Raw genomic sequence first — 20,434 nt, 5'->3', positions numbered from 1 at the left:
GCGTAGGGTGGAAAACTGCGAAGCATTTTCCACCGCTGGGCAATGACAGCTGCTGGTCCCACGAGACATTGAACAGGCTCTTAGCGCGGGCGTTGTTTCACGACGCGGGCAGGCCGGCGCGATGGGCTGTCCCCAGAAGTGGGGGGCTGTGCCGCGAGCCGGCAGTTTTTCCCCTGTTTTGGGGGCGGGCAAAGCTCGGTGCGTTTAGCTTTTCTCTTTGTACTCAATGCGTTGAATTGTCCTGCCAGGCATCTGGCCACTGGCATAAAGTATGCCTGTGTAGAACTCAGGGAGGCGCACTCCCAGCGAAGGGCATTCAGGCAGTCGGACGAAACGGGGGCTCCTTGACGCACAAAATCCTGATTGTCGAGGACGAGCCGATCCTCGCGCAGAACCTCAAGGCCTACCTCGAGACGCGGCGCTGCGAGGTGCGCATCGCCCATGATGGCGCCAGCGCCATCGGCCTGGCCCAGGGCTTTGCTGCGGACCTCATGGTGGTGGATTTCCGCTTGCCCGATATGGAGGGGTTTCAGGTGGTCGAGGCGTTTCGCCGCCGCGTGACCTGCCAGTGCGTGCTGATCACCGGCCACCCGAGCGGTGCGGTCCGCGATGGTGCGGCCCGACATGGCATCGGCCATATCCTGTTCAAGCCGTTTCCGCTGGGCGAGCTGTGGCGCGTGGTGCAGAGCGTGCTGAGCAGCGGTACTGGCGAAAGCGCCTCGGCAGCGCCGCCGGAGCTGTTTGCCGAGCGGCGGCGCAACGCGGCTGAGGGCTTCCCGTTGCAGATGTACGACGGCTCCTGGGTGTTGGCCGAGCGCCGGCACCCGGCGCCGAGCGCGCCGGCGGCGGTCCGCGAAAAACAGCCGAGTGAGGACGAACACCTGCCGTGACAGCCGCGTCTGCTGTTGCTCGGGGCCTGGGCGAGCGGCTGGCGACTCCGCTCAGTGGCGGATGGTGGTCAGCGCAACCAGCCGCGACACCACCAGGGCCAGGTACATGACGCCGGCGAACTCCTCGAGCATCACCAACGATCGGGCCACGGGGGTCAGCGGCATGATGTCGCCGAGGCCGACCCCGGAGAGGGTGGTGAAGCTGAGGAACAGCAGCTCCATCCAGCTGCGCGTCGCTTCCGGCGCGACTGCGGCGCTGAAGCTGCCGGGCAGTAGCAGTGCGCAGAGGCTGTAGAGATGGGCGAAGGCCCAGGCCAGCAGGGTGAAGGTGGCGCCGACGGCGAACAGTTCATCGGTGGTGGCGCGGTGATCCTCGTTCATATAGGCGATCAGGCTGCCGGCGGCGTAAAAGTAGAACGCGGCTTCCAGCGCGGCGATGACCATGGCCAGCAGCGGGCTGGGCACCAGCACATTGACCAGGGTCAGCCCCAGCACCAGGGTCGCCAGCAGCCCGGCCACCCAGGTCAGCGCCGGGCTGCGGCGCACCATGTGCAGGGCAAAGCCGAGGACGATCAGGCCAAAGGTGCCGAGTAGCCCGCGCCCCACCGGGGTGTCTTCCATCCAGGGGTAGAGCAGCACCCCGAGCAGCTGGATGCCCAGCAAGCCGGCTGAAGGGTGGCGGACGATATAGGCGATTGGCTGCATGGGGCGGTTTCCTCCTTGGGGCAGGGCGCCGCTCGGCTCCTGCCGCGACAGTTGGCGGCGGTCTCGACGTGCGCAGTGTGTTCGGTCGCCGCGATGGTGGCCATTAACAAAGCACTGTCCCAGTTACGTGCTGTATGGTCTGGCGTAGGGTGGGTTAGCCGAAGGCGTAACCCGTCAGACCGGCGATGGCAATGCCTGGCGGCATCGATGGTGGGTTACGCCGCTACGCGGCTAACCCACCCTACGCAAACACCGAGCCGCGGTAGTCATCTATGACGCCAATCTGCTCCTGGCTTGGTTAGAGGCACGCAAGATTCAAGCGGTGATTCCTCCCAAGACCAACCGTGTCGAGCAACGTTCTAGCGACTGGTATCTCTATAAAGAGCGCCACGTCGTTGAGTGCCTGTTCAGCAAACTGAAGTACTACCGACGGATCGCTACGCGTTTTGAGAAGAAAGCCAGTCATTTCAAGTCCATGCTGGCCTTCGCTGCTGTTCTGCTGTGGTTACGCTGATACGTCAACAGAGCCTAATGCAGAAAGGCTGCGTGACTCACCACGCGTCAGCTCGTAGGTGCGATATAGCAAGTACAGCGTGACGACAACCGGCAGGCTAACCAGCAGCAATGCATAGCGCAGCGACTCGATACCGAACAGTGGCAGCAAGGCATCGCTGAACAAGCCGGTGAGCAGTGGGCCTACGCCGATGCCAAGCAGGGTGGAGACGATGGTCTGCAGGGCCATGGCGGTGCCGCGCCGATTCGCTGGCACCAGCTGGGTCACCAGGTTGTACGAAGGTGCCACCCACCATACGGCGAAGAAGCTGTAGAGCGCGCACCAGAGCATGGCGCTGGGCACCGGAACGCTACCGATCTGCATCAGCAGCGCGCTCGGCCACAACAGGTAAGCGACGAGCGCTGCGGTGCCGATCAGGTGGCCGAGCACTGGAATGCCGATCTGCCAGTGGCGATTGCGTTGTGTCAGATGATCGCTCAGCCAGCCACTGAACAGCCCACCGATACCGGCGGCGGTGCCGCAAACCACCCCGGCCAGCAATCCCGCATGTTGTAGCGACAGATCGTGGGAGCGCACCAGAAAGCTGGTGTTCCACATGCCGATGGCATAGGAGCTGAGGGTGGTCAGGCCGCAGGCGAGAATCAGGCAGCGGTAGGCGGGCAGGGCCCAGAGTTTGCCCGCTTCACTGGCCATGCCTTGCAGCGGTTGCGCCGCATGGGCGTGGGCCAAATCCCAGCGGCCACGCGCGGGGTCGCGGACCATGAACGCCAGCAGGCTGGAAAACAGCAGCGCGGGCAGGCCGATGGCAATAAAGGCCGTGCGCCACCCATAGTTGTCGACCACCCAGGCGCCGACACTCAGGCCGATGATGGCGGAGAAGGTCGGCGCAGCGGTGAAGCAACTGATGGCGAACGAGCGTCGATGGGGGGGATAGAGGTCGGCGATGATCGACATCGACGCCGAGGTGGTCGGCGACTCGCTTACTGCCACGACCATCCGCGCGATGGCCAGCACCAGGAAGCTGCCGGCCAGGCCGCAGGCCATGGTAGCCAGGGCCCACAGCAGGCAGGACATGGCCAGCAAGCGAGTGCGCGGCATGCGATCGGCCAGGCGGCCGGCCGGCAGGGCGAGCACGGCGTATACCGCCGCGAAGGCCAGCCCGGAAATCAAGCCCATTGCCGTGTCGCCGACGCCGAACTCGAGCTTGATCGGCTCGATCATGACCGCAAGAATCTGCCGCCCGACAAAGTTGTCGGCAAAGACCATGGCAATCAGGCACAGCAAACCGTGGCTGCGCCAGCCGGCGGTCGCGGATTGCGCGCTGGACATAGGGAATTCCTTGGTGCCCGGTTCGAGGTGACTCGAGCCGGGCACGACTTTTAAGCGCTGGCGCGTTGTTTGGCCAACGTCATGGCGGTGTCTTCGATCATGTCTTCCTGACCGCCGACCATGCCGCGGCGGCCCATCTCGACGAGGATTTCCCGCGCCGACACGCCGTACTTCTTCTCCGCGCGTTTGGCGAACAGCAGGAACGAGCCGTAGACCCCGGCATAGCCCATGGTCAGGGCGTCGCGGTCGCTGCGGATCGGGAAGTCCATGATCGGTACCACCAGGTCTTCGGCGACATCCTGAATGCCGAATACGCTGACGCCGGTTTCGATGCCCATGCGGTCGCAGACCGCCACCAGGACTTCCATCGGCGTGTTGCCGGCGCCGGCACCCAGGCCCGCGCAGGCGGCGTCGATGCGCGTGGCCCCGGCGGCGATGGCGGCGATGGAGTTGGAGACGCCCATCGACAGGTTGTGGTGACCGTGGAAGCCGATCTCGGTCTCCGGCTTGAGCACCTCACGCAGGGCGGCGACCCGTGCGGTGACGTCATGGGGCAGCAGGTAGCCGGCCGAATCGGTGATGTAGATGCAGTTGGCGCCGTAGCTCTCCATCAGCTTGCCCTGGGTGACCAGGCCTTGCGGGCTGTTCATGTGGGCCATCATCAGGAAGCCGACGGTGTCCATGCCCAGCTTGCGGGCGTAGGAGATGTGCTGCTCGGAGACATCTGCCTCGGTGCAGTGGGTGGCGACACGGATGGTGTTGACCCCCAGTTCATGCGCCATCTGCAGGTGATCGACGGTGCCGATGCCCGGCAACAGCAGGGCCGAGACCTTGGCCTGTTTCATCAGCGGGATCACCGCCGACAGGTATTGCTCGTCGGTGTGCGCGGGGAAACCGTAGTTCACCGAGCTGCCGCCCAGGCCGTCGCCGTGGGTCACTTCGATCAGCGGTACGCCGGCGGCGTCCAGGCCGCAGGCGATGTCTTTCATCTGCTGCAGGCTGATCTGGTGGCGTTTGGGGTGCATGCCGTCGCGCAGGCACATGTCGTGGACGGTGATTTTCTTACCGTGAAGATCCATGGGGTGCTCCTTAGGCGATGGCGGGTTGTGGGGCGCTGGCGCTGAGCGTCAGTTCGCCCTTGAGGATTTCCTCGGCGAACATCTCGGCGGTGCGCGCGGCGGCGGCGGTCATGATGTCGAGGTTGCCGGCGTATTTCGGCAGGTAGTCACCGAGGCCTTCGACCTCCATGAAGATCGACACGCGGTTGCCGTCGAACACCGGGCCGTTGACCAGCTTGTAGCCGGGCACGTACTTCTGCACCTGCTCGATCATCGCCAGGATGGCGGCGCTGATGGCGGCCTGGTCCGGCTCGGACTCGGTCAGGCAATGCACGGTGTCACGCATGATCAACGGCGGCTCGGCCGGGTTGATGATGATGATCGCCTTGCCTTGTTTCGCCCCGCCGACCTTCTCGACTGCCGCCGAGGTGGTGCGGGTGAACTCGTCGATGTTCTTGCGCGTGCCCGGGCCGACCGACTTGGAGGCGGCGGTGGCGATGATCTCGGCATAGGCCACCGGCTGCACGCTGGAGACGGCCGCCACCAGCGGAATGGTGGCCTGGCCGCCGCAGGTGACCATGTTGACGTTCATCGCGCCGAGGCTGAGGTTCTGCTTGAGGTTGACCGGCGGCACGCAGTACGGGCCGATGGCGGCCGGGGTGAGGTCGATCATCAGCACGCCCAGCTCATTGAGCTTGCGGCTGTTCTCGGCGTGGACATAGGCCGAGGTGGCGTCGAAGGCGATCTGGATGCCGTCTTCGAGCACGTGTGGCAGCAGGCCGTCGACGCCGTCGCTGGTGGTCTTCAGGCCCAGTTCACGGGCGCGGGCCAGGCCTTCGGAGGTGGCGTCGATGCCCACCATCCAGACCGGCTCCAGCACCTCGCTGCGCTTGAGTTTGTAGAGCAGATCGGTGCCGATATTGCCGGGCCCGATCAGGGCGCATTTGATCTTTTTGCTCATGACATTGCTCTCGATCAGAGGAAGGTAGGCCGGTGGCTCAGGGCACGAAGCGCAGGCGGGAGTCGCCCAGGCCGCTCAGGGTCAGGCTGATTTCGTCGCCGGGGACGACCGGCACCAGGGGCGCCAGGGCGCCGGACAGGATGATTTCGCCCTTGCGGAACGGAATGCCGAATTCGCCGAGGGTATTGGCCAGCCAGGCCACCGCGGCGCAGGGATGGCCCTGTACCGCCGAACCCAGGCCGCTGCCGGCCGGTTGGCCGTTCTTCAGCACCTGCAACTCGACCTTGGCCAGATCCACCTCACGCGGGTTGACCCGCTGCTGACCGAGGGCGAAGACGCCACAGGAGGCGTTATCGGCGACGGTGTCCTGGATGCGGATCTGCCAGTTCTCGATGCGCGAGTCGACGATCTCGAAGCACGGCAGCACCCATTCGCTGGCGGCTAGCACGTCGTCGGCGGTGATGCCCGGGCCGTGCAGATCTTCGCCGAGAATGAAGGCGATCTCGCCTTCGGCGCGGGGCTGCACCAGGTTGTAGGCGGCAAAGCTGACGTCGCTGGCGTCGGCGACCTGCATGCGGTCGGTGAGGAAGCCGAAGTCCGGCTGATGCACGTCGAGCATCTCCTGCACCGCGCGGCTGGTGACGCCGATTTTCTTGCCGATCACGCGCTCGCCCAGGGCTTCGCGGCGTTGCAGGAAGCGCAGGGAAATGCGGTAGGCATCGTCCAGGCTGATGGCCGGGTAACGGCTGGTCAGCGGGGCCAGGCTGTGGCGTTCGCTCAGGGCGCGGAACAGTTCATCGCCGAGGGCTTCAATCAGGTGTGCATCCATAGAGGGGTCGCTCTGTGGGGAGTGAAAAAAAGCCGAGCCGCCCGCAGGCGAACCCGGCAAAAGCGGTCAGCTGGGCCAGACGCTGAAGTCGGCGCCGCCATCGACTTCGATGATCTTGCCGGTGACCCAGCCCGAGGCGGGTGCGGCCAGGTACAGCGCGGCGGCGGCGATGTCATCGGGCTCGCCGAGTCGTTTGAGCGGGGTGTTGGATTCCATGGTGGTGCGCATGGCGTCGGGCATCACCTTGGCCAGGGCGTCGGTCAGGATCGGCCCGGGCGACACCGCGTTGACGCGGATGTGCGGGGCGAATTCCTGCGCCAGCAGGCGCGTCAGGTGGGTCAGCGCTGCCTTGGCCGTGCCGTAGGAGGTGAAGTGGCGCTGGGCGTAGCGCGCGGCCACCGAGGTGATGTTGATGATGTTGCCGCTGCCGGCCTCGCGCATCAGCGGCACGCACAGCTGGCACAGGGCGTAGGCCGAGGAGACGTTGAAGCTCATGACCCGCTCGAATTCTTCCGGGCTCATCTTCAGCGGGTCGTTCGGGCCACCGCCGCCGGCGTTGTTGACCAGGTGGGTGACTCGGCCGAGTTGTTCGCGGGCGTTGCTGACCAGGGCCTGGCGCTGTGCGCTGTCGGTCACGTCGCAGCTCAGGGCCAGGGCGCGCCGGCCACGGCTGCGGACTTCTTCGGCGACCGCTTCGACATCCGCCAGGGAACGGGCAGTGCAGACCACATCGGCGCCGGCATCGGCATAGGCGAGGGCAATGGCGCGGCCAATGCCGCGGCCGCTGCCGGTGACGATGGCCACACTACCGGCCAGGTTGAAGCGTTGCAGAATGCTCATGGCTGTCCTTGTTGTTCGAGTGGTTAAGCGTTGCTTAGCGCGCCGCCCAGAGATCCGGCAAACCTGGATCGGAGGCGGCGATCAGGCGTTTGAGCAAGACCTTGAGCGCCTGTGCGTCGCCGGCACCGAGCTTGGCGGAGATGTCTTCCTCCACCGCTTTGGCCAGGGCCAGCTCCTGCAACGAAGCCTCACGGCCATCGGCGGTCAGCACGTAACGCACCTGCTCGCCATTGACCTCACGGGCCACCAGCTTTTGCCGTTCGAGGAAGCGCATGCTCGCCAGGCTGACGACATGACCGGTGTACTCGACGAAGGTGTTGAGTTCCTCGATGGTCAGGTTGTCGCGGATGCACAGCACCGAGAGGATGAAGAAGGCATGCTCGTCCAGCTGCTGGTTCTTCAGCAGGCGGCGCAGGGCATGGAGCATCTGGTAGTGGCCGCGACCGAGCAGGTAGCCGAGCAAGTCCTCGGTGTAGCTGCATTCGGGCGGTGGCGGGGTGGTGGCCAGACGCAGTTCACTTCTCGGCTTGCGCGTGGCCAGGGCGTATTGGCCGCTCTGGAAGGCCAGCGGCGCACGATCGCTATGATCGAACGCGAGCACTTCGCCGACGAAGATCACATGGTCGCCGCCCTCGTACTGGAAGGCCGTGCGGCACTGGAAGCGCGCCGTGCAGTCCTGCAATAAAGGCGCTTCGCTGATCCCCGTGTCGAGTTCGACTTCGGCGAACTTGTCCTCGCCCTGCTTGGCGAAGCGCCCGGACAGGGTTTCCTGCTCGGTCGACAAGACGTGCACGTTCCAGTGCCGGCCATTGCTGAACACGGGCAGGCTACGGGCGTTCTTGGCCAGGCTCCAGAGCACCATCGGCGGGTTAAGCGACACCGAGTTGAAGCTGTTGGCGGTGATGCCGACGGGAGAACCGTCCTCGGCCTGGGTGGTGATGATGGTCACACCCGTGGTGAAGGTACCGAGCGCGGCACGGAACGCCTGGGGGTCGAAACTGGTCTGCACTGCCATGATGGACCTCATGGATTGGATTTACGTGATGGCAGTATTCCCAGCCCCAGGGCGCGTGGCATCGTCTTAGTGGACTAAGCCTGTTTGCGATTTGCTGGGTGGCGGCCAGGCTCCGTTAAAAAAATAGCCATGTCCCCGTGCAGGCTGGGTTAGCCGGGTAGCGGCGTAACCCGGCGGCGCCGCTCTGGGCGCGGGCCTTCGGCCTGGCCGCTGGCGCCTGCGGCCAACCCAGCCTGCGAGTCTTCAGGCAGCAGGCTTCGGGGAACTCCCGAGCGCCACTCGTCCGATTGGACGAGGCGCCGACCGGGCATATCGGACTAGTTTCATCCAGGGTGCCCTCGGTCGTTGGCCATGGTGGGCAAAGACTGTGTTGCTGGCCCATGCATATTTCAGGAGGCACGAATGAGTGGCGCAATTTCATCCGTCGAGGGGCTGTCGGCCCTGTTGTCCGCACAAAAGGCAGCGTTCATCGCTGCAGGCGCGGTCAGTGCCGCCGAGCGCAAGGCGCGCATCCAGCGGGTGATCGACTTGCTCGTGCAGCACCATATGGCCCTGGCCGAAGCGATGGACGCCGACTTTGGCGGGCGCCCGCAAGGCTACTCGCTGATGAACGACGTGCTGGGCTCGCTGGGCTCGCTCAAGCATGCGCGTGACCGCCTGGAAGGCTGGATGGGGGACGAGTCGCGTCCGGCCTTCTTCCCCTACGATCAGATGGGCGCCGAAGCCTGGGTGATGTACCAGCCGAAAGGCACGGTCGGCATCATCGGCACCTGGAATGCCCCCCTGTTTACCCTGTTCAGCCCCCTGGCCTGTGCCCTGGCGGCCGGCAACCGGGCGATTCTCAAGCCGTCCGAGGTGGTGCCACGTACCGCCCAACTGGTAGCCGAGATATTTGCCGAGGCCTTCGACCCTCTCGAGGTCGGCGTGGTCACGGGCGGGGCGGACCTGGCTCAGGTCTTTACCGCGCAGCCGTTCGACCACCTGGTCTTCACCGGCAGCACCGCGGTGGGCAAGTCGGTGATGCGCAACGCGGCGGAAAACCTGGTGCCGGTGACCCTGGAACTGGGTGGCAAGTCGCCGGTGATCATCGGGCGCAGCGCCGACCTGGCCAACGCGGCCTCGCGCATTGCCATCGGCAAGGCCACCAATGGCGGGCAGATCTGCATCAGTCCGGATGTGGTCTATGTGCCACGCGAGCGGCTGGAAGATTTCCTCGCGGCCCTGGCCAGCACCTACGGCGAACTCAACCCCACAGTGGCCGGCAACCCCGACGTGGTCGCGGTGGTCAACGCCCGCCATCTGGCGCGGGTCGAAGGCTATCTGCAACAGGCGCAGGCCGCCGGCGCACGCATCCTGAGCCTGCCGGAAACCCTGGCCGCCGACCCCGAGAATCGTCGTCGGCCGCTGCAGGTGGTGATCGATCCGCCGCGTGACAGCCAGATCATGCAGGAGGAGATCTTCGGTCCGGCACTGGTACTGCTGTCCTATGACGAGGTCGACCAGGCCATCGCCGATATCAATGCCCGGCCGCGTCCGCTGGCCCTGTATTACTTCGGCGAGGATGCCGAGGAGCAGCGCCACGTGCTGGAACACACCCTCTCGGGCGGTGTCACCCTCAACGACGTGATGATGCACCCGGCCCTGCACGACGCACCGTTCGGCGGTGTCGGCGCTTCCGGCATGGGTCATTACCACGGCCGCGAAGGCTTCATCGAGTTCAGCCACATGCGCACCGTGTTCAAGTCTCCGGCTTATGATCCGCGCCGCGAATGGGGCATGCTGCCGCCCTATGGTGAGCATTACCTGGCGGCGATGGCGGCCCAGGTCACCCGCGACTAACAGGGTTCAGGCTTTAGAACCTGTCTCGGATCTGCTGCGCGTCGGAAAAACTGCGTTGAAAACGGCTTCGGAATGCTCATTTACAACTCGTAAACTCCGCTTCCTCAGCCGTTTTCGCCTTGTTTTTCTCTAGCTCGCGAGATCCGAAACAGGTTCTTAGCGGCTCTGGCGTGCCCCTGCGCCAGGGCCTTCGCTTGCTTGCCTGTGCGACGGAGCGACACCCATGTTCAAGACGATCACCATTGCCCAGCGCCTGTGGTTCTGGGCACTGCTTGCCAGCCTGCTGTTCTTCGCCGCCGTCGGTTTCGGCTGGTACGGCCTGCAACTGGCCCGCGACAGTCTGCGCACGGTGCACGACGAGCACCTGGCTGCGTTGCTCGGCTTCGGCGACATTCAGAAGCGCCTGGACGATAACCGGCGCCTGGCGTTGCTGGCCTTTCAGTACGACCCGGAAGGCCCCCTGGCCGTGGCTCACGACCGTCCGGTGGGTGCCACCCTGGACATCATCGAAGCCAATAATGGCGAAATCGCCCGTCTCTGGGGGCTGTACCTGCAGCGCCCGCTGGGCGATGAGGAGAAGCAGGCGGCGGACGCCTTCAGCGCCCACTATGCCACCTGGCTAAGCGAGCTGGAGATGGCGGTGGAGAGCTTGCGCGTCGCCGACTTTAGCACCCGCTATGTGGTGTCCTTCCTGCGCCTGGGCGAGCCCGAGGGCGAGGCGGCCAGCGAGGCCCTGGCCAAGCTGCGGGCATTCCAGGAAGACGGTATCGCGCGTGCCTACCAGGCCGCGCAGCAGCGTTACCGCCTGACAGTGACGGTGTACCTGATGCTGGCGGTGCTCGGCGCGCTGGCCGGCAGCGTGACCGCGTATTCCACCTTGCGGCGCCTGAAGATGGCCTTCGCCATCGCCTCCGACAGCTTGCGGGCGATCGCCCGTGGCGACCTGTCGAGCAAGGTCGCGAAGACCGGGAACGATGAGTTCGGGCGCATGCTGGCGGATGTCGCCCTGATGCGTGACAACCTGCATGGGTTGATCGCCGAGATGCGCCAGCAGGTGCAGCGCCTGAGCGTCGAGGCGCGGCAGCTGGCGGGGACGGCCGCGCACGCCTCGGCGGCGGCGCAGGAGCAGGCCGCGGCGGTGGGCGGCATCTCCAGCGCGGTGGAGCAGTTGTCGGTGTCCATCAATGAGGTGGAGGACCATGCCGGTGCCTCGCGGCGGATCACCCAGGAATCCGCCGGCCGCTCCGGCGAGAGCGAGGGTTTCATCAGCGACATGGCCGAGGAGATGCACGGTATCGCCGCGGCGGTCACCGACACGGCGCAGCATGTGCGCGAGCTGGAGGCGTTTTCCGGGGACATCAGCGGCGTGCTGAATGTCATCAAGGCGGTGGCCGAGCAGACGAACTTGTTGGCCTTGAACGCCGCCATCGAGGCGGCACGCGCCGGCGAGCAGGGCCGTGGGTTCGCCGTGGTGGCCGACGAGGTGCGCCTGCTGGCGCAGCGTACCGCCAGTTCGATTGCCGAGATCAGTTCGACCGTGACGCGGATCCAGGAAGGCACCCGTGAGGTGGTGGTCGGTATGGAACGGGCGGTCACGCGCGTGCAGGGCGGTGCCAGCCTGGCGCAGAAGGCCGGCGCTTCGGTCGCGCAAATCCGCACCGGCACCGCACAGGTGATCCGCGTGGTGGACGATATCGGCGCGGTGCTCAAGGCCCAGGTGGAGGCGACCCGTGAGATCGCCCAGCGGGTCGAAGGGGTGTCGACGGGCACCGGCGAATTGTCGGCCAATGCCGGCCGTAGCGCGGCGGCGGCGGTTGACCTGGAACACTTGGCCGAGAGCCTGAAACAGCTTTCCGAACGCTTCAATATCGGCGCTGGAGACAGCGCCGCAATCTCTTAGTGATCAATTGATTTGATGGCTTTCGGCGCGAGCCGAGTCAGTTTGTTCCTCCAACAATCACACAAGAAACGGAGTTCCAAGCATGGATAAGAGTGTTTTGCCAGCAGTCGACGAGATCGCTGCAGCCTCGTCTGAATCTGCCACGCCGACGGACTGGCCGCGCCGCCAGGTGCTCAAGGCCGGCGCCGTGGCGCTCGGGGTTGGCTTGCTCGGGCGCTTTGCCGATGCCAGGGCGGCCGGGCTCTCGGCCAGCGACTATCTGGGCCTCGACGCCTGGGCCATGGCCAAGGGGCTGCAGGCCGGCCAGTTCAGTGCCGAGGGTCTGCTGGCAGCGGCCATGGCGCGCTGCGATGCGGTCAATCCGCAGATCGGCGCGGTGAATATGCGTCACGACGACTATGCCCGGGCCTTGTTGCTGGCGCGCCGCAGCGCGGGCACTTCGGCCAAGGGCGCATTGGCCGGTGTGCCGATTCTGCTCAAAGACCTCAGTACCTATTTGACCGGCACCGTCACCAGCAATGGCAGCCGGCTGTTCAAGGATGCGCCACCGGCGAAGTTCACCAGCACCCTGGTCGCCCGTTACGAGGCGGCCGGCGCAGTCGTCTTCGGCAAGACGGCCAGCCCCGAGTTCGGCCTGACCACCACCACCGAGTCGCAGCTCTGGGGGCAGACCCGTAACCCCTGGAACCTGGCGATGAGTGCCGGCGGTTCCTCCGGTGGCGCGGCCTCGGCCGTGGCGGCGGGCATCGTGCCGGTGGGCCATGCCACCGACGGCGGCGGCTCGATCCGGATTCCGGCGTCCTATTGCGGGCTGGTTGGGCTGAAGCCGAGCCGTTACCGCATCCCCAGCGGCCCCGGGCGCTTCGAGGGGTCGTTCGGCGCCAGCGTCGGTAACGTGGTGTCGCGCAGCGTGCGCGACACGGCGCTGTTTCTCGATGTCGGCCAGGGCCATGAGCAGGGCAGCCCATATTGGGCTCAGCCGTTGGCGCGTCCCTATGTCGAAGAGTTGGGGCGCGAGCCGGGACGCCTGCGCGTGGCCCTGGTCCGCGAGTCGCTGACCGGCGCGCCGCTGGATCCGGCTATCGCCAAGGTGCTGGAGGAGACCGTGAAGCAGCTGCTCAGCCTCGGTCACGAGGTCGAGGAACTGCGTTTGTCGATCGATCCGCGGCAGTTGTTTGGCGCCCACGGCACGGCCCTTGGTGCCGCGGTGCTGACCATGGTGCACGATCGCGAGCAGGCGGTCGGTCGGTCGCTGCGACCCGATGAGCTGGAAATCGTCACCCAGACGGTACTGAGCCGGGCGGCGAGCGTCACCGGCGAGAGCTTGTACCGTGCCCGGCAATCGTTCGAAGCGATCAGCGCGACCATGGAACAACAGTTCGAGCGCTACGACGTGATCCTCTCGCCCGTCACCGCCAGCCTGACCCCGGCGCTGGGCCAGCTGGCCCTCAATCAGCCCTACGAGAGTTACGCACAGAAGGCCATGGGCAGCGCTGGCTTCACCGTATTGGCCAACGTCAGCGGCCAGCCGGCGATTTCGCTACCGCTCGGCTGGAGCGACAACGGTCTGCCGGTCGGCATGATGTTTACCGCGCGGATCGGTGCCGAAGACTTGCTGCTGCGTCTGGCCGGGCAGCTGGAGCAGGCGCGGCCATGGGCGGCCAAACGCGCCGTGCTGTAAGAACCGGTTCACGATCTCTTGTCCGTCGGCCATACCGCGTTAAAAACAGGTTCGGAATGCTCATTTACAACTCGTAAATTCCGCTTCCTCGCCTGTTTTTGCCTTGTCTGGCTCTAGTCCAAAAGATCGTGACCCGGTTCTAAGGCCGAGGCGCCAGGGTCGGCGCGCCGCTGTTCTCCGGGTTTTCTAGGCCCTGTTCCTGTTTCGTTGCAGCCGCGAACGAAACGGGAACAGGGCCTAGTCCGCTTTGACGATGAACGATAAGTCGCCGAGTCCGATCATCAATCATGGCCCGCGCAACCGCGCACGAGATTGGGAGAACTGACGGATGGATAGCATGCGAGAAAAGACTCGGGAAGAAATCGAACTGATTGAACGAGCGCGGCGCATGGTGCCGGCACTCAAGAGCCGCACGGCGCAAGCCGACCGTGACTTCAAGGTGCCCAACGAAACGATTGCCGAGTTGCAAGAGGCGGGCCTGCTGCGTGCCCTGCAGCCGAAGGCGTTTGGCGGCTACGAAGTCGATCCGCGGACCTTCTTCGAAATCCAGATGACTCTCGCCGAGGGTTGCATGTCCACCGCCTGGATCTACGGCGTGATGGGCGTACACCCGTGGCAGCTGGCGCGCTACCCGATCGAGGCGCAGCGCGATGTGTGGGGGACGGATCACGGGACGCTGATCTCCTCCACCTACATGCCGGTGGCCAAGGTCACGCCGGTGGAAGGTGGCTACCGCGTCAGCGGGCGCTGGGGCTTCTCCAGCGGCAGCGAACACTGCCAGTGGTGCTTCCTGGGCGGCATCATTCCGCCAGAAGGCGAGCTGGCTGCCGAGCACGGTACTTTCCTGCTGCCACGCAGCGACTACCGCATCGAGCACAACTGGGACGTGCTGGGCCTGCGCGGCACCGGCAGCCACGACATCGTGGTCGAGGATGTGTTCGTCCCGGCGCACCGCGTGCAACGCACCAACAACTGCACCCTCGAGGCGACGCCGGGACGCTTGGTCAACACCAACCCGATCTACGCCATTCCGTTCGCCCAGGTGTTCTCCCGCGCGGTGTCCACGTCGGCCATCGGTGCGCTGCAGGGGGCGATCAACGAGTTCTGCGCCAACGCGGCGGCGCACATCGGCAAGCACGGCATCAAGACCGCCGACGATCCGGTGGCGCAAACCACGGTGGCGGAGGCGTCGATCATCGTCGACAGCCTGCGTCTGGTGCTCGACCGCAACTACGCGCACCTGCTCGCCCTGGCCAAGGCCGGGGAATATCCGGATGTGGAAACCCGTCTGCTGTATCGCTACCAGTCGTCCTATGTGACCAACGTCTGTGCCGAGAAGGTCAACGAGCTGCTGCGCTGCATGGCGGCATCCGGTCTGTACAACACCAATCCGGTAGCGCGACTGTTCCGCGACCTGCACCAGGCGCGCGGGCACATCGCCAACAACTACATGGCCTACAGCCGCAGCCTCGGCGCGGTGCAACTGGGCCTGCCCAACCCGGATCCTTACGTGTGATGGTGGCCCGGGCCGACCTGCAACTGCGGTCGGCCTGGCACCCGAATCCCCGGCCTGCGGGCCGGGAACCCTCTGATCACAGCTAATGGCATAACCACAATGACGGCTCAAGTTCAGTCTCAGACCAGCTACGACGTGATCGTCGTCGGCTCCGGCGCAGGTGCGATGACTTCGGCGCTATTCGCCGCCGACCAGGGTCTTTCCGTGCTGATTGTCGAGAAAAGCGACAAGTACGGCGGTACATCGGCGATTTCCGGCGGTGGTATCTGGATTCCCAATAACCACTATTTCGCCGAAAAGGGCGGCAAGGACAGTTTCGAACTGGCCCTGCAGTACCTCAAGGCCGCCACCGGCGAGCACGGCGACGAAGTGCGCCTGCGGGCCTACCTGAACAACGCCCCGCAGATGATCCACGCGCTCGAGACCAACAGCCGGGTGCGTTATGCCGTGGCGGAAAAGTACCCGGACTATTACCAGCAGCTGCCGGGCTCTCTGCCGGGCGGGCGCTCGCTGGACCCCGAGCTGTTCGACACCAGCCTGCTCGGCGATGAACTGGACAACCTGCGCAAACCTTCGCCTTCGACCCTGTTGATGGGCTGTATCGCCTGGACCGCACGGCATGCGCACAAGGTCATGTCCCGCGAGTTCGGCTGGCGCCTGCTGATTCTCGGGTTGATGGTGCGCTACAAGCTGGACTTCAAGTGGCGGCGCAAGAGCAAGATCGACCGCCGTGCCTCCTTGGGCAGTTCGCTGGTGGCCTCGCTGCGCCGCTCCCTGATGGACCGCAATGTGCCGCTGTGGCTGAACACCGATTTTCGTGAGCTGCTCACCGAGCAGGGCCGGGTCACTGGCGTGCGGGTGCAGCAGGGCGGCAAGGAGCTGGAGCTCCACGCCCGCCGCGGGGTGATTTTCGGCTCCGGCGGCTTCGAACAGAATCAAGAGCTGCGCGAGAAGTACCTGCCGCAGCCGACCCGTCGCGAGTGGAGCGCCACGCCGCCGGGCAACAACACTGGCGCGGCGCTGGAAGCCGGCATGGCACTGGGCGCCGCGACGTCGCTGCTGGACTGGGCCTGGTGGGCACCAACCATCGCCGTGCCGGGCGAGGATAAGCCGCGCGGAGTCTTCGCCGAGCGCGCCTTCCCTGGGGCCATCGTGGTCAACGGTCTGGGTCGGCGCTTCGTCAACGAAGCCGCGCCGTACCTGGAGTTCGTCGACGCCATGTACCGCGACAACCAGAGCAGCGGCGGCAAGTCGACCCCGGCCTGGGTGATCTTCGATGGGCATTTCCGTTTCCACTACGCCATGGGCCCGTTGATGCCGGCGCAGGTGGCGCCCGACAGCCGCCTGCGCAAGGCCTGGCTCAACAGCGTGTACTGGAAGGCCGACAGCCTGGCGGAACTGGCCGGGCAGATCGGCGTCGATGCCGACGGCCTGGAGAGCACCGTGCAGACCGTCAATGAATACGCCCGCACGGGGGTCGATGTGGAATTCGGCCGCGGTGGCAACGTGTTCGACCGCTACTACGGCGACAGCAATGTCAAACCCAACCCGTGCCTGGCGCCTTTGAAGAAGGGCCCGTATTACGCCATGCGCCTGGACGCCGGCGATATCGGCACCAAGGGTGGCCTGTTGACCAACGAGCACGCCCAGGTGGTGAGTGAAGACGGTCAACCGATTCCCGGTCTGTATGCCATCGGCAACTGCTCGGCGTCGGTGATGGGCACCAGCTATCCGGGCGCCGGTGGCACCCTCGGTCCGGCCATGACCTTCGGCTACATCGCCGCCAACCACATTGCCGGCAACCCATAAGGAGTCGCCATGCCAGCTCCAGTCAGCACGACCTGCACCGATATCCAGCCCGCGCTGCGGGTTGCCGACGCCGATGCGCTGCAATGGGATGACCGTTGTGATGTCCTGGTGATCGGCTGGGGCGCGGCGGGTGCCTGCGCCGCCCTCGAAGCCCGCGCCAATGGCGCCGACGTGCTGGTGGCCGATCGGTTCACCGGCGGCGGCGCCAGCGCCAAGAGTGGTGGCGTGGTCTACGCCGGAGGCGGCACTCGGCACCAGCAGGCGGCCGGCTTCACGGACACGCCCGAGGCGATGTTCGATTACCTCAAGCACGAAACTGAGGGCGTGATCCGCGACGAGACCCTGCAGCGTTTTTGCGCCGACAGCGTGGCCAACCTGGCCTGGCTGGAAAGCCACGGCGCACCTTACGCCCACAGCATGCCGCCGGGCGGCGGCAAGACCTCCTATCCATCGGATGGCTACTTCCTCTACTACTCGGGCAATGAGTTGGTGCCCTCGCACACCGACAGCCTGCCGCCCGCCCCGCGCGGTCACCGCACGGTCGGCAAGGGCCAGGGCGGCGCGGTGCTGTATGCGCACCTCAAGGCCGCCTGCCTGCGTAACGGCGTGCGTGCCCAGTTGCAAGCGGCGGCCCGGCGGCTGGTGCTCGACGCCGCTGGGCGGGTGCTTGGCGTCGAACTCTGGTGCCTGCCGGCCGGTAGTCAGCAGGCGCAGCTGCACGCCAAGCTGGCGGCGCGCGCCGAGCGCCTGCAGAACTTCGCCCCGGGTTATTGCGACAGCCTGCGGCGCCGGGTCAGCCAGCTCGAGCGCGACTTCGCCAGGCCACGGCTGGTCCGTGCCCAGCGTGGGGTGATCCTCAGCACCGGCGGCTTTATCTTCAATCGCGAGATGCTCGCCGAGCATGCGCCGAAATTCCGCCGCAATTTCAAGGTCGGCGCCACCGGTTGCGATGGCAGCGGCGTGCGCCTGGGGCTGACCGCCGGGGCGGTGAGTGATCGCCTGGAGCGCGTCTCGGCCTGGCGCTTTCTCAACCCGCCGCTGTGCTGGCCGAAAGGCATTGTGGTCAACACCCGTGGCCAGCGCTTCGTCAACGAAGAGGTCTACGGCGCGACGCTGGGCCAGCCGCTGTGCGAAGAGCAGGGCGGCAAGGCCTGGCTGGTACTGGATGCGCGGCTGCGCAAGCAGGCGATCAAGCAGGCGCTGTTCGGTGGTTACTGGTGGTTCCAGAGCGTGCCCGCGCTGGCCTTGATGCTGCTGGGGGTGCGCAAGGGCCAAAGCATCGAACAACTGGCCGGCGCCACCGGGATGCGCGCCGATGTGCTGCGCAGTTCGTTGCAGGCCTATAACGCCGCGGCGCGTGGCGAGGCGGCGGACGCCTTCGGCAAATCGCCCAAGAGCCGCCAGGTGCTCGATCAGGGGCCGTTCTACGCCTGCGACATTTCGGTCGACAACAAGGCGTTTCCGCTGGGGGCGCTGACCCTCGGCGGGCTCAAGGTCGATGAAGACAGCGGCGCGCTGCTGGACGGCAATGGCCGGCCGATTCCCGGCCTGTTCGCCGCCGGGCGCACAGCCATCGGCATTCCTTCACATCTGTACATCAGTGGCCTGTCGTTGGCCGACTGCGTGTTTTCCGGGCGGCGTGCCGGGCAGGCCGTGGCCGCCTCCGCGACGCCGGCCGCGGCCGAAGCGCTGGCGCAGGCGTATTAATTTCTGTCAAAGGAGACAACCAACATGGCGGGACGAGTTCAAGGCAAGGTGGCGCTGGTCACCGGTGGCGCCAGTGGCGTCGGGCGTGAGACTGCTCTGCTGCTGGCGCGTGAAGGTGCGCAGGTGCTGATCAGCGACATCAATGTCGAAGCCGGCCAGGCGCTGGTCGCCGAGATCGGTGCCGCGGCGAGTTTCATTCGCCATGATGCGGCCAGCGAGTCGGATTGGAACGCGGTCATCGAGGCACTGCGCGCGCGTCACGGGCGCCTCGATATCCTGGTCAACAACGCCGGCATCCTGCTCAAGGGCTCCATCGAGGAGACCAGCCTGGATGATTGGCATCGCCTGCAGCGGATCAACTCCGACAGCGTGTTTCTCGGCTGCCGTGCCGGTATCGCGCTGATGAAGGAAGGCGCGGGCGGCTCGATTATCAACATCTCGTCCCTGGCGGCCCTCGCCGGGCGTGATGACTATGCCGCCTACAGCGCCTCCAAGGGTTCGGTGGCGGCCTTGACCCGTGCGGTCGCGGCCCATTGCCGACGCAGCAAGTACCGCATCCGCTGCAACTCGCTGCACCCGGACGGCGTGCTGACGCCCATGACCAATGCCCAGTATCCGGCGGGCGTCGACCCGCGCAAGTTCACCATCGACAGCGACCCGATGAACCGCATGTGCTTGCCGGAAGACGTGGCTGCCAGCGTGCTGTTCCTCGCCTGCGACGACTCGCGGGCGATCAACGGGGTCGAGCTGCGTGTCGACAGTGGCCAGTTTGTGATGAGTATCTGATATGAGCATTCAGGACTATCTCACCCTAAGCGTTGCGCGGGTGATCGAAGAAACCTTCGACAGCCGTTCGCTGGAGTTCGAGCTGCCGGCTGGGCTGGCCGAACGTTTTAGCTACCGGCCGGGACAGTTCCTGACCCTGCGCGTGCCGTTCGAAGGCGGCTGGTTGCCGCGCTGCTATTCGCTGTCGAGCACGCCGTTGCTCGATGAGCCGCTGCGGGTCACCGTCAAGCGGGTGCGTGACGGGCGGGCCTCGAACTGGCTGTGCGACGCGGTGCAGGCCGGTGACAGCCTGCAAGTGCTGGTGCCGGCCGGGATATTCGTGCCGCGTAATCTGGACACCGACCTGCTGCTGTTCGGTGGCGGCAGCGGGGTCACGCCGGTGCTGTCGATCCTGCGCTCGGCCTTGCTGGCCGGCAGCGGGCGCATCCTGCTGATCTACGCCAACCGCGACGAAGCCTCGGTGATCTTCCGTGATGAGCTCAAGGCCCTGGCCAGCGAGCACCCGCAGCGCCTGCAGGTGATCCACTGGCTGGATTCGGTGCAAGGCATCCCGGCGGTCAGCCAACTGGCCGAACTGGCCCGCCCATTCGCGGCGGCCGAGGCCTTCATCTGCGGCCCCGGGCCGTTTATGGATGCGGCGGTCAGCGCCTTGCACAGCCTCGGCATGCCGTCTGCGCGGGTGCATGTCGAGCGCTTCGTGTCCCTGCCGGAAGAGGGCTCGGTGACGCCGCATGCGCCGGTCGATACCGCCCAGGTGTGCAGCCAGCTGTCGGTGCGCCTGGACGGTGAAGAGTTCGAGATGCCCTGCGCCGAAGGTGAAACCCTGCTCGAAGCCATGCAGCGGGCCGGCCTGAAACCGCCGAGTTCGTGTCTGGTCGGCTCTTGCGCGACCTGCATGTGCACGGTCGAAAGCGGCACGGTGGAAATGCTGCGCAACGAAGCCCTCGACCAGCAGGAAATTAACGAAGGCTGGACCCTGGCCTGCCAGTCGCTGGCCCGTAGTGAGCACCTGCGGGTGCGCTTCCCTGAATGATCCGTTTGCCGAGTCCGTCACC

17 protein-coding genes are annotated in these 20,434 nt (G+C 65.7%); 10 read left to right on the top strand and 7 right to left on the bottom strand.

Features of this window, described 5'->3' with window-relative positions; all coding sequences use genetic code 11:
* Positions 1–344 precede the first annotated feature (344 nt).
* Positions 345–890: a response regulator gene (locus tag D3880_RS17530; protein ID WP_119894707.1), complete on the top strand. Its 546-nt coding sequence runs from the start codon at positions 345–347 to the stop codon at positions 888–890.
* A gap of 51 nt (positions 891–941) precedes the next feature.
* On the opposite strand, the gene D3880_RS17525 is transcribed toward D3880_RS17530, so the two are convergent.
* Positions 942–1,595 carry an ion channel gene (locus D3880_RS17525; RefSeq protein ID WP_119894706.1) on the bottom strand — a complete coding sequence of 218 codons (654 nt, stop codon included), beginning with the start codon at positions 1,593–1,595 and terminating at the stop codon, positions 942–944.
* Positions 1,596–1,917: 322 nt separating this feature from the next.
* Between D3880_RS17525 and D3880_RS17520 the strand changes: the two genes are divergently transcribed.
* On the top strand, positions 1,918–2,109 hold the full coding sequence (locus tag D3880_RS17520) for a transposase (protein ID WP_238474369.1): 192 nt from the start codon (positions 1,918–1,920) through the stop codon (positions 2,107–2,109).
* Here the strand turns inward: D3880_RS17520 and D3880_RS17515 are convergent.
* From D3880_RS17515 to D3880_RS17490, 6 genes are all read right to left on the bottom strand, one after another.
* Positions 2,101–3,438, bottom strand: coding sequence for a spinster family MFS transporter (locus tag D3880_RS17515; protein ID WP_119894704.1), 1,338 nt, complete (start codon positions 3,436–3,438; stop codon positions 2,101–2,103). The two genes, D3880_RS17520 and D3880_RS17515, sit on opposite strands and share 9 nt — an antisense overlap.
* Positions 3,439–3,488: 50 nt before the next feature.
* Positions 3,489–4,517 (bottom strand): 4-hydroxy-2-oxovalerate aldolase, encoded by a 1,029-nt coding sequence (gene dmpG / locus D3880_RS17510; protein ID WP_119894703.1) that lies wholly within the window; start codon positions 4,515–4,517, stop codon positions 3,489–3,491.
* Positions 4,518–4,527: 10 nt separating this feature from the next.
* Positions 4,528–5,457, bottom strand: a complete 930-nt coding sequence (locus D3880_RS17505; protein ID WP_119894702.1) for an acetaldehyde dehydrogenase (acetylating) — start codon at positions 5,455–5,457, stop codon at positions 4,528–4,530.
* Positions 5,458–5,494: 37 nt separating this feature from the next.
* A complete protein-coding gene (locus tag D3880_RS17500) occupies positions 5,495–6,286 on the bottom strand; it encodes a fumarylacetoacetate hydrolase family protein (protein WP_119894701.1) in 792 nt (263 codons plus the stop codon).
* 66 nt (positions 6,287–6,352) lie between these two features.
* Positions 6,353–7,126: a glucose 1-dehydrogenase gene (locus tag D3880_RS17495; protein WP_119894700.1), complete on the bottom strand. Its 774-nt coding sequence runs from the start codon at positions 7,124–7,126 to the stop codon at positions 6,353–6,355.
* Positions 7,127–7,160: 34 nt separating this feature from the next.
* A complete protein-coding gene (locus D3880_RS17490) occupies positions 7,161–8,141 on the bottom strand; it encodes a flavin reductase (protein WP_119894699.1) in 981 nt (326 codons plus the stop codon).
* Positions 8,142–8,543: 402 nt separating this feature from the next.
* Between D3880_RS17490 and D3880_RS17485 the strand changes: the two genes are divergently transcribed.
* The 8 genes from D3880_RS17485 to D3880_RS17445 all read left to right on the top strand — a co-directional run bounded on the left by D3880_RS17485 (position 8,544) and on the right by D3880_RS17445 (position 20,412).
* Positions 8,544–9,980 carry a coniferyl aldehyde dehydrogenase gene (locus D3880_RS17485; protein WP_119894698.1) on the top strand — a complete coding sequence of 479 codons (1,437 nt, stop codon included), beginning with the start codon at positions 8,544–8,546 and terminating at the stop codon, positions 9,978–9,980.
* A 223-nt stretch (positions 9,981–10,203) separates the two neighbouring features.
* A complete protein-coding gene (locus D3880_RS17475) occupies positions 10,204–11,880 on the top strand; it encodes a methyl-accepting chemotaxis protein (RefSeq protein WP_119894696.1) in 1,677 nt (558 codons plus the stop codon).
* A gap of 82 nt (positions 11,881–11,962) precedes the next feature.
* Positions 11,963–13,561: an amidase gene (locus tag D3880_RS17470; RefSeq protein WP_119894695.1), complete on the top strand. Its 1,599-nt coding sequence runs from the start codon at positions 11,963–11,965 to the stop codon at positions 13,559–13,561.
* 328 nt (positions 13,562–13,889) lie between these two features.
* Positions 13,890–15,077, top strand: coding sequence for an acyl-CoA dehydrogenase family protein (locus tag D3880_RS17465; protein ID WP_119894694.1), 1,188 nt, complete (start codon positions 13,890–13,892; stop codon positions 15,075–15,077).
* Between the two features lie 99 nt (positions 15,078–15,176).
* Positions 15,177–16,886 carry an FAD-dependent oxidoreductase gene (locus tag D3880_RS17460; RefSeq protein WP_119894693.1) on the top strand — a complete coding sequence of 570 codons (1,710 nt, stop codon included), beginning with the start codon at positions 15,177–15,179 and terminating at the stop codon, positions 16,884–16,886.
* A 9-nt stretch (positions 16,887–16,895) separates the two neighbouring features.
* Complete coding sequence (locus tag D3880_RS17455) at positions 16,896–18,593, top strand: FAD-binding protein (RefSeq protein ID WP_119894692.1); 1,698 nt, start codon at positions 16,896–16,898, stop codon at positions 18,591–18,593.
* 24 nt (positions 18,594–18,617) lie between these two features.
* A complete protein-coding gene (locus D3880_RS17450) occupies positions 18,618–19,379 on the top strand; it encodes an SDR family oxidoreductase (protein ID WP_119894691.1) in 762 nt (253 codons plus the stop codon).
* 1 nt (position 19,380) lies between these two features.
* Entirely contained in the window at positions 19,381–20,412 is a 1,032-nt protein-coding gene (locus tag D3880_RS17445) for a ferredoxin--NADP reductase (protein WP_119894690.1), read from the top strand.
* Positions 20,413–20,434: the final 22 nt, after the last annotated feature.

Source organism: Pseudomonas cavernae, from assembly GCF_003595175.1.
Taxonomy (GTDB): domain Bacteria; phylum Pseudomonadota; class Gammaproteobacteria; order Pseudomonadales; family Pseudomonadaceae; genus Aquipseudomonas; species Aquipseudomonas cavernae.
The sequence above is the reverse complement of the archived record's forward strand: the minus strand, read 5'-3'. Positions and strand labels throughout refer to the sequence as shown.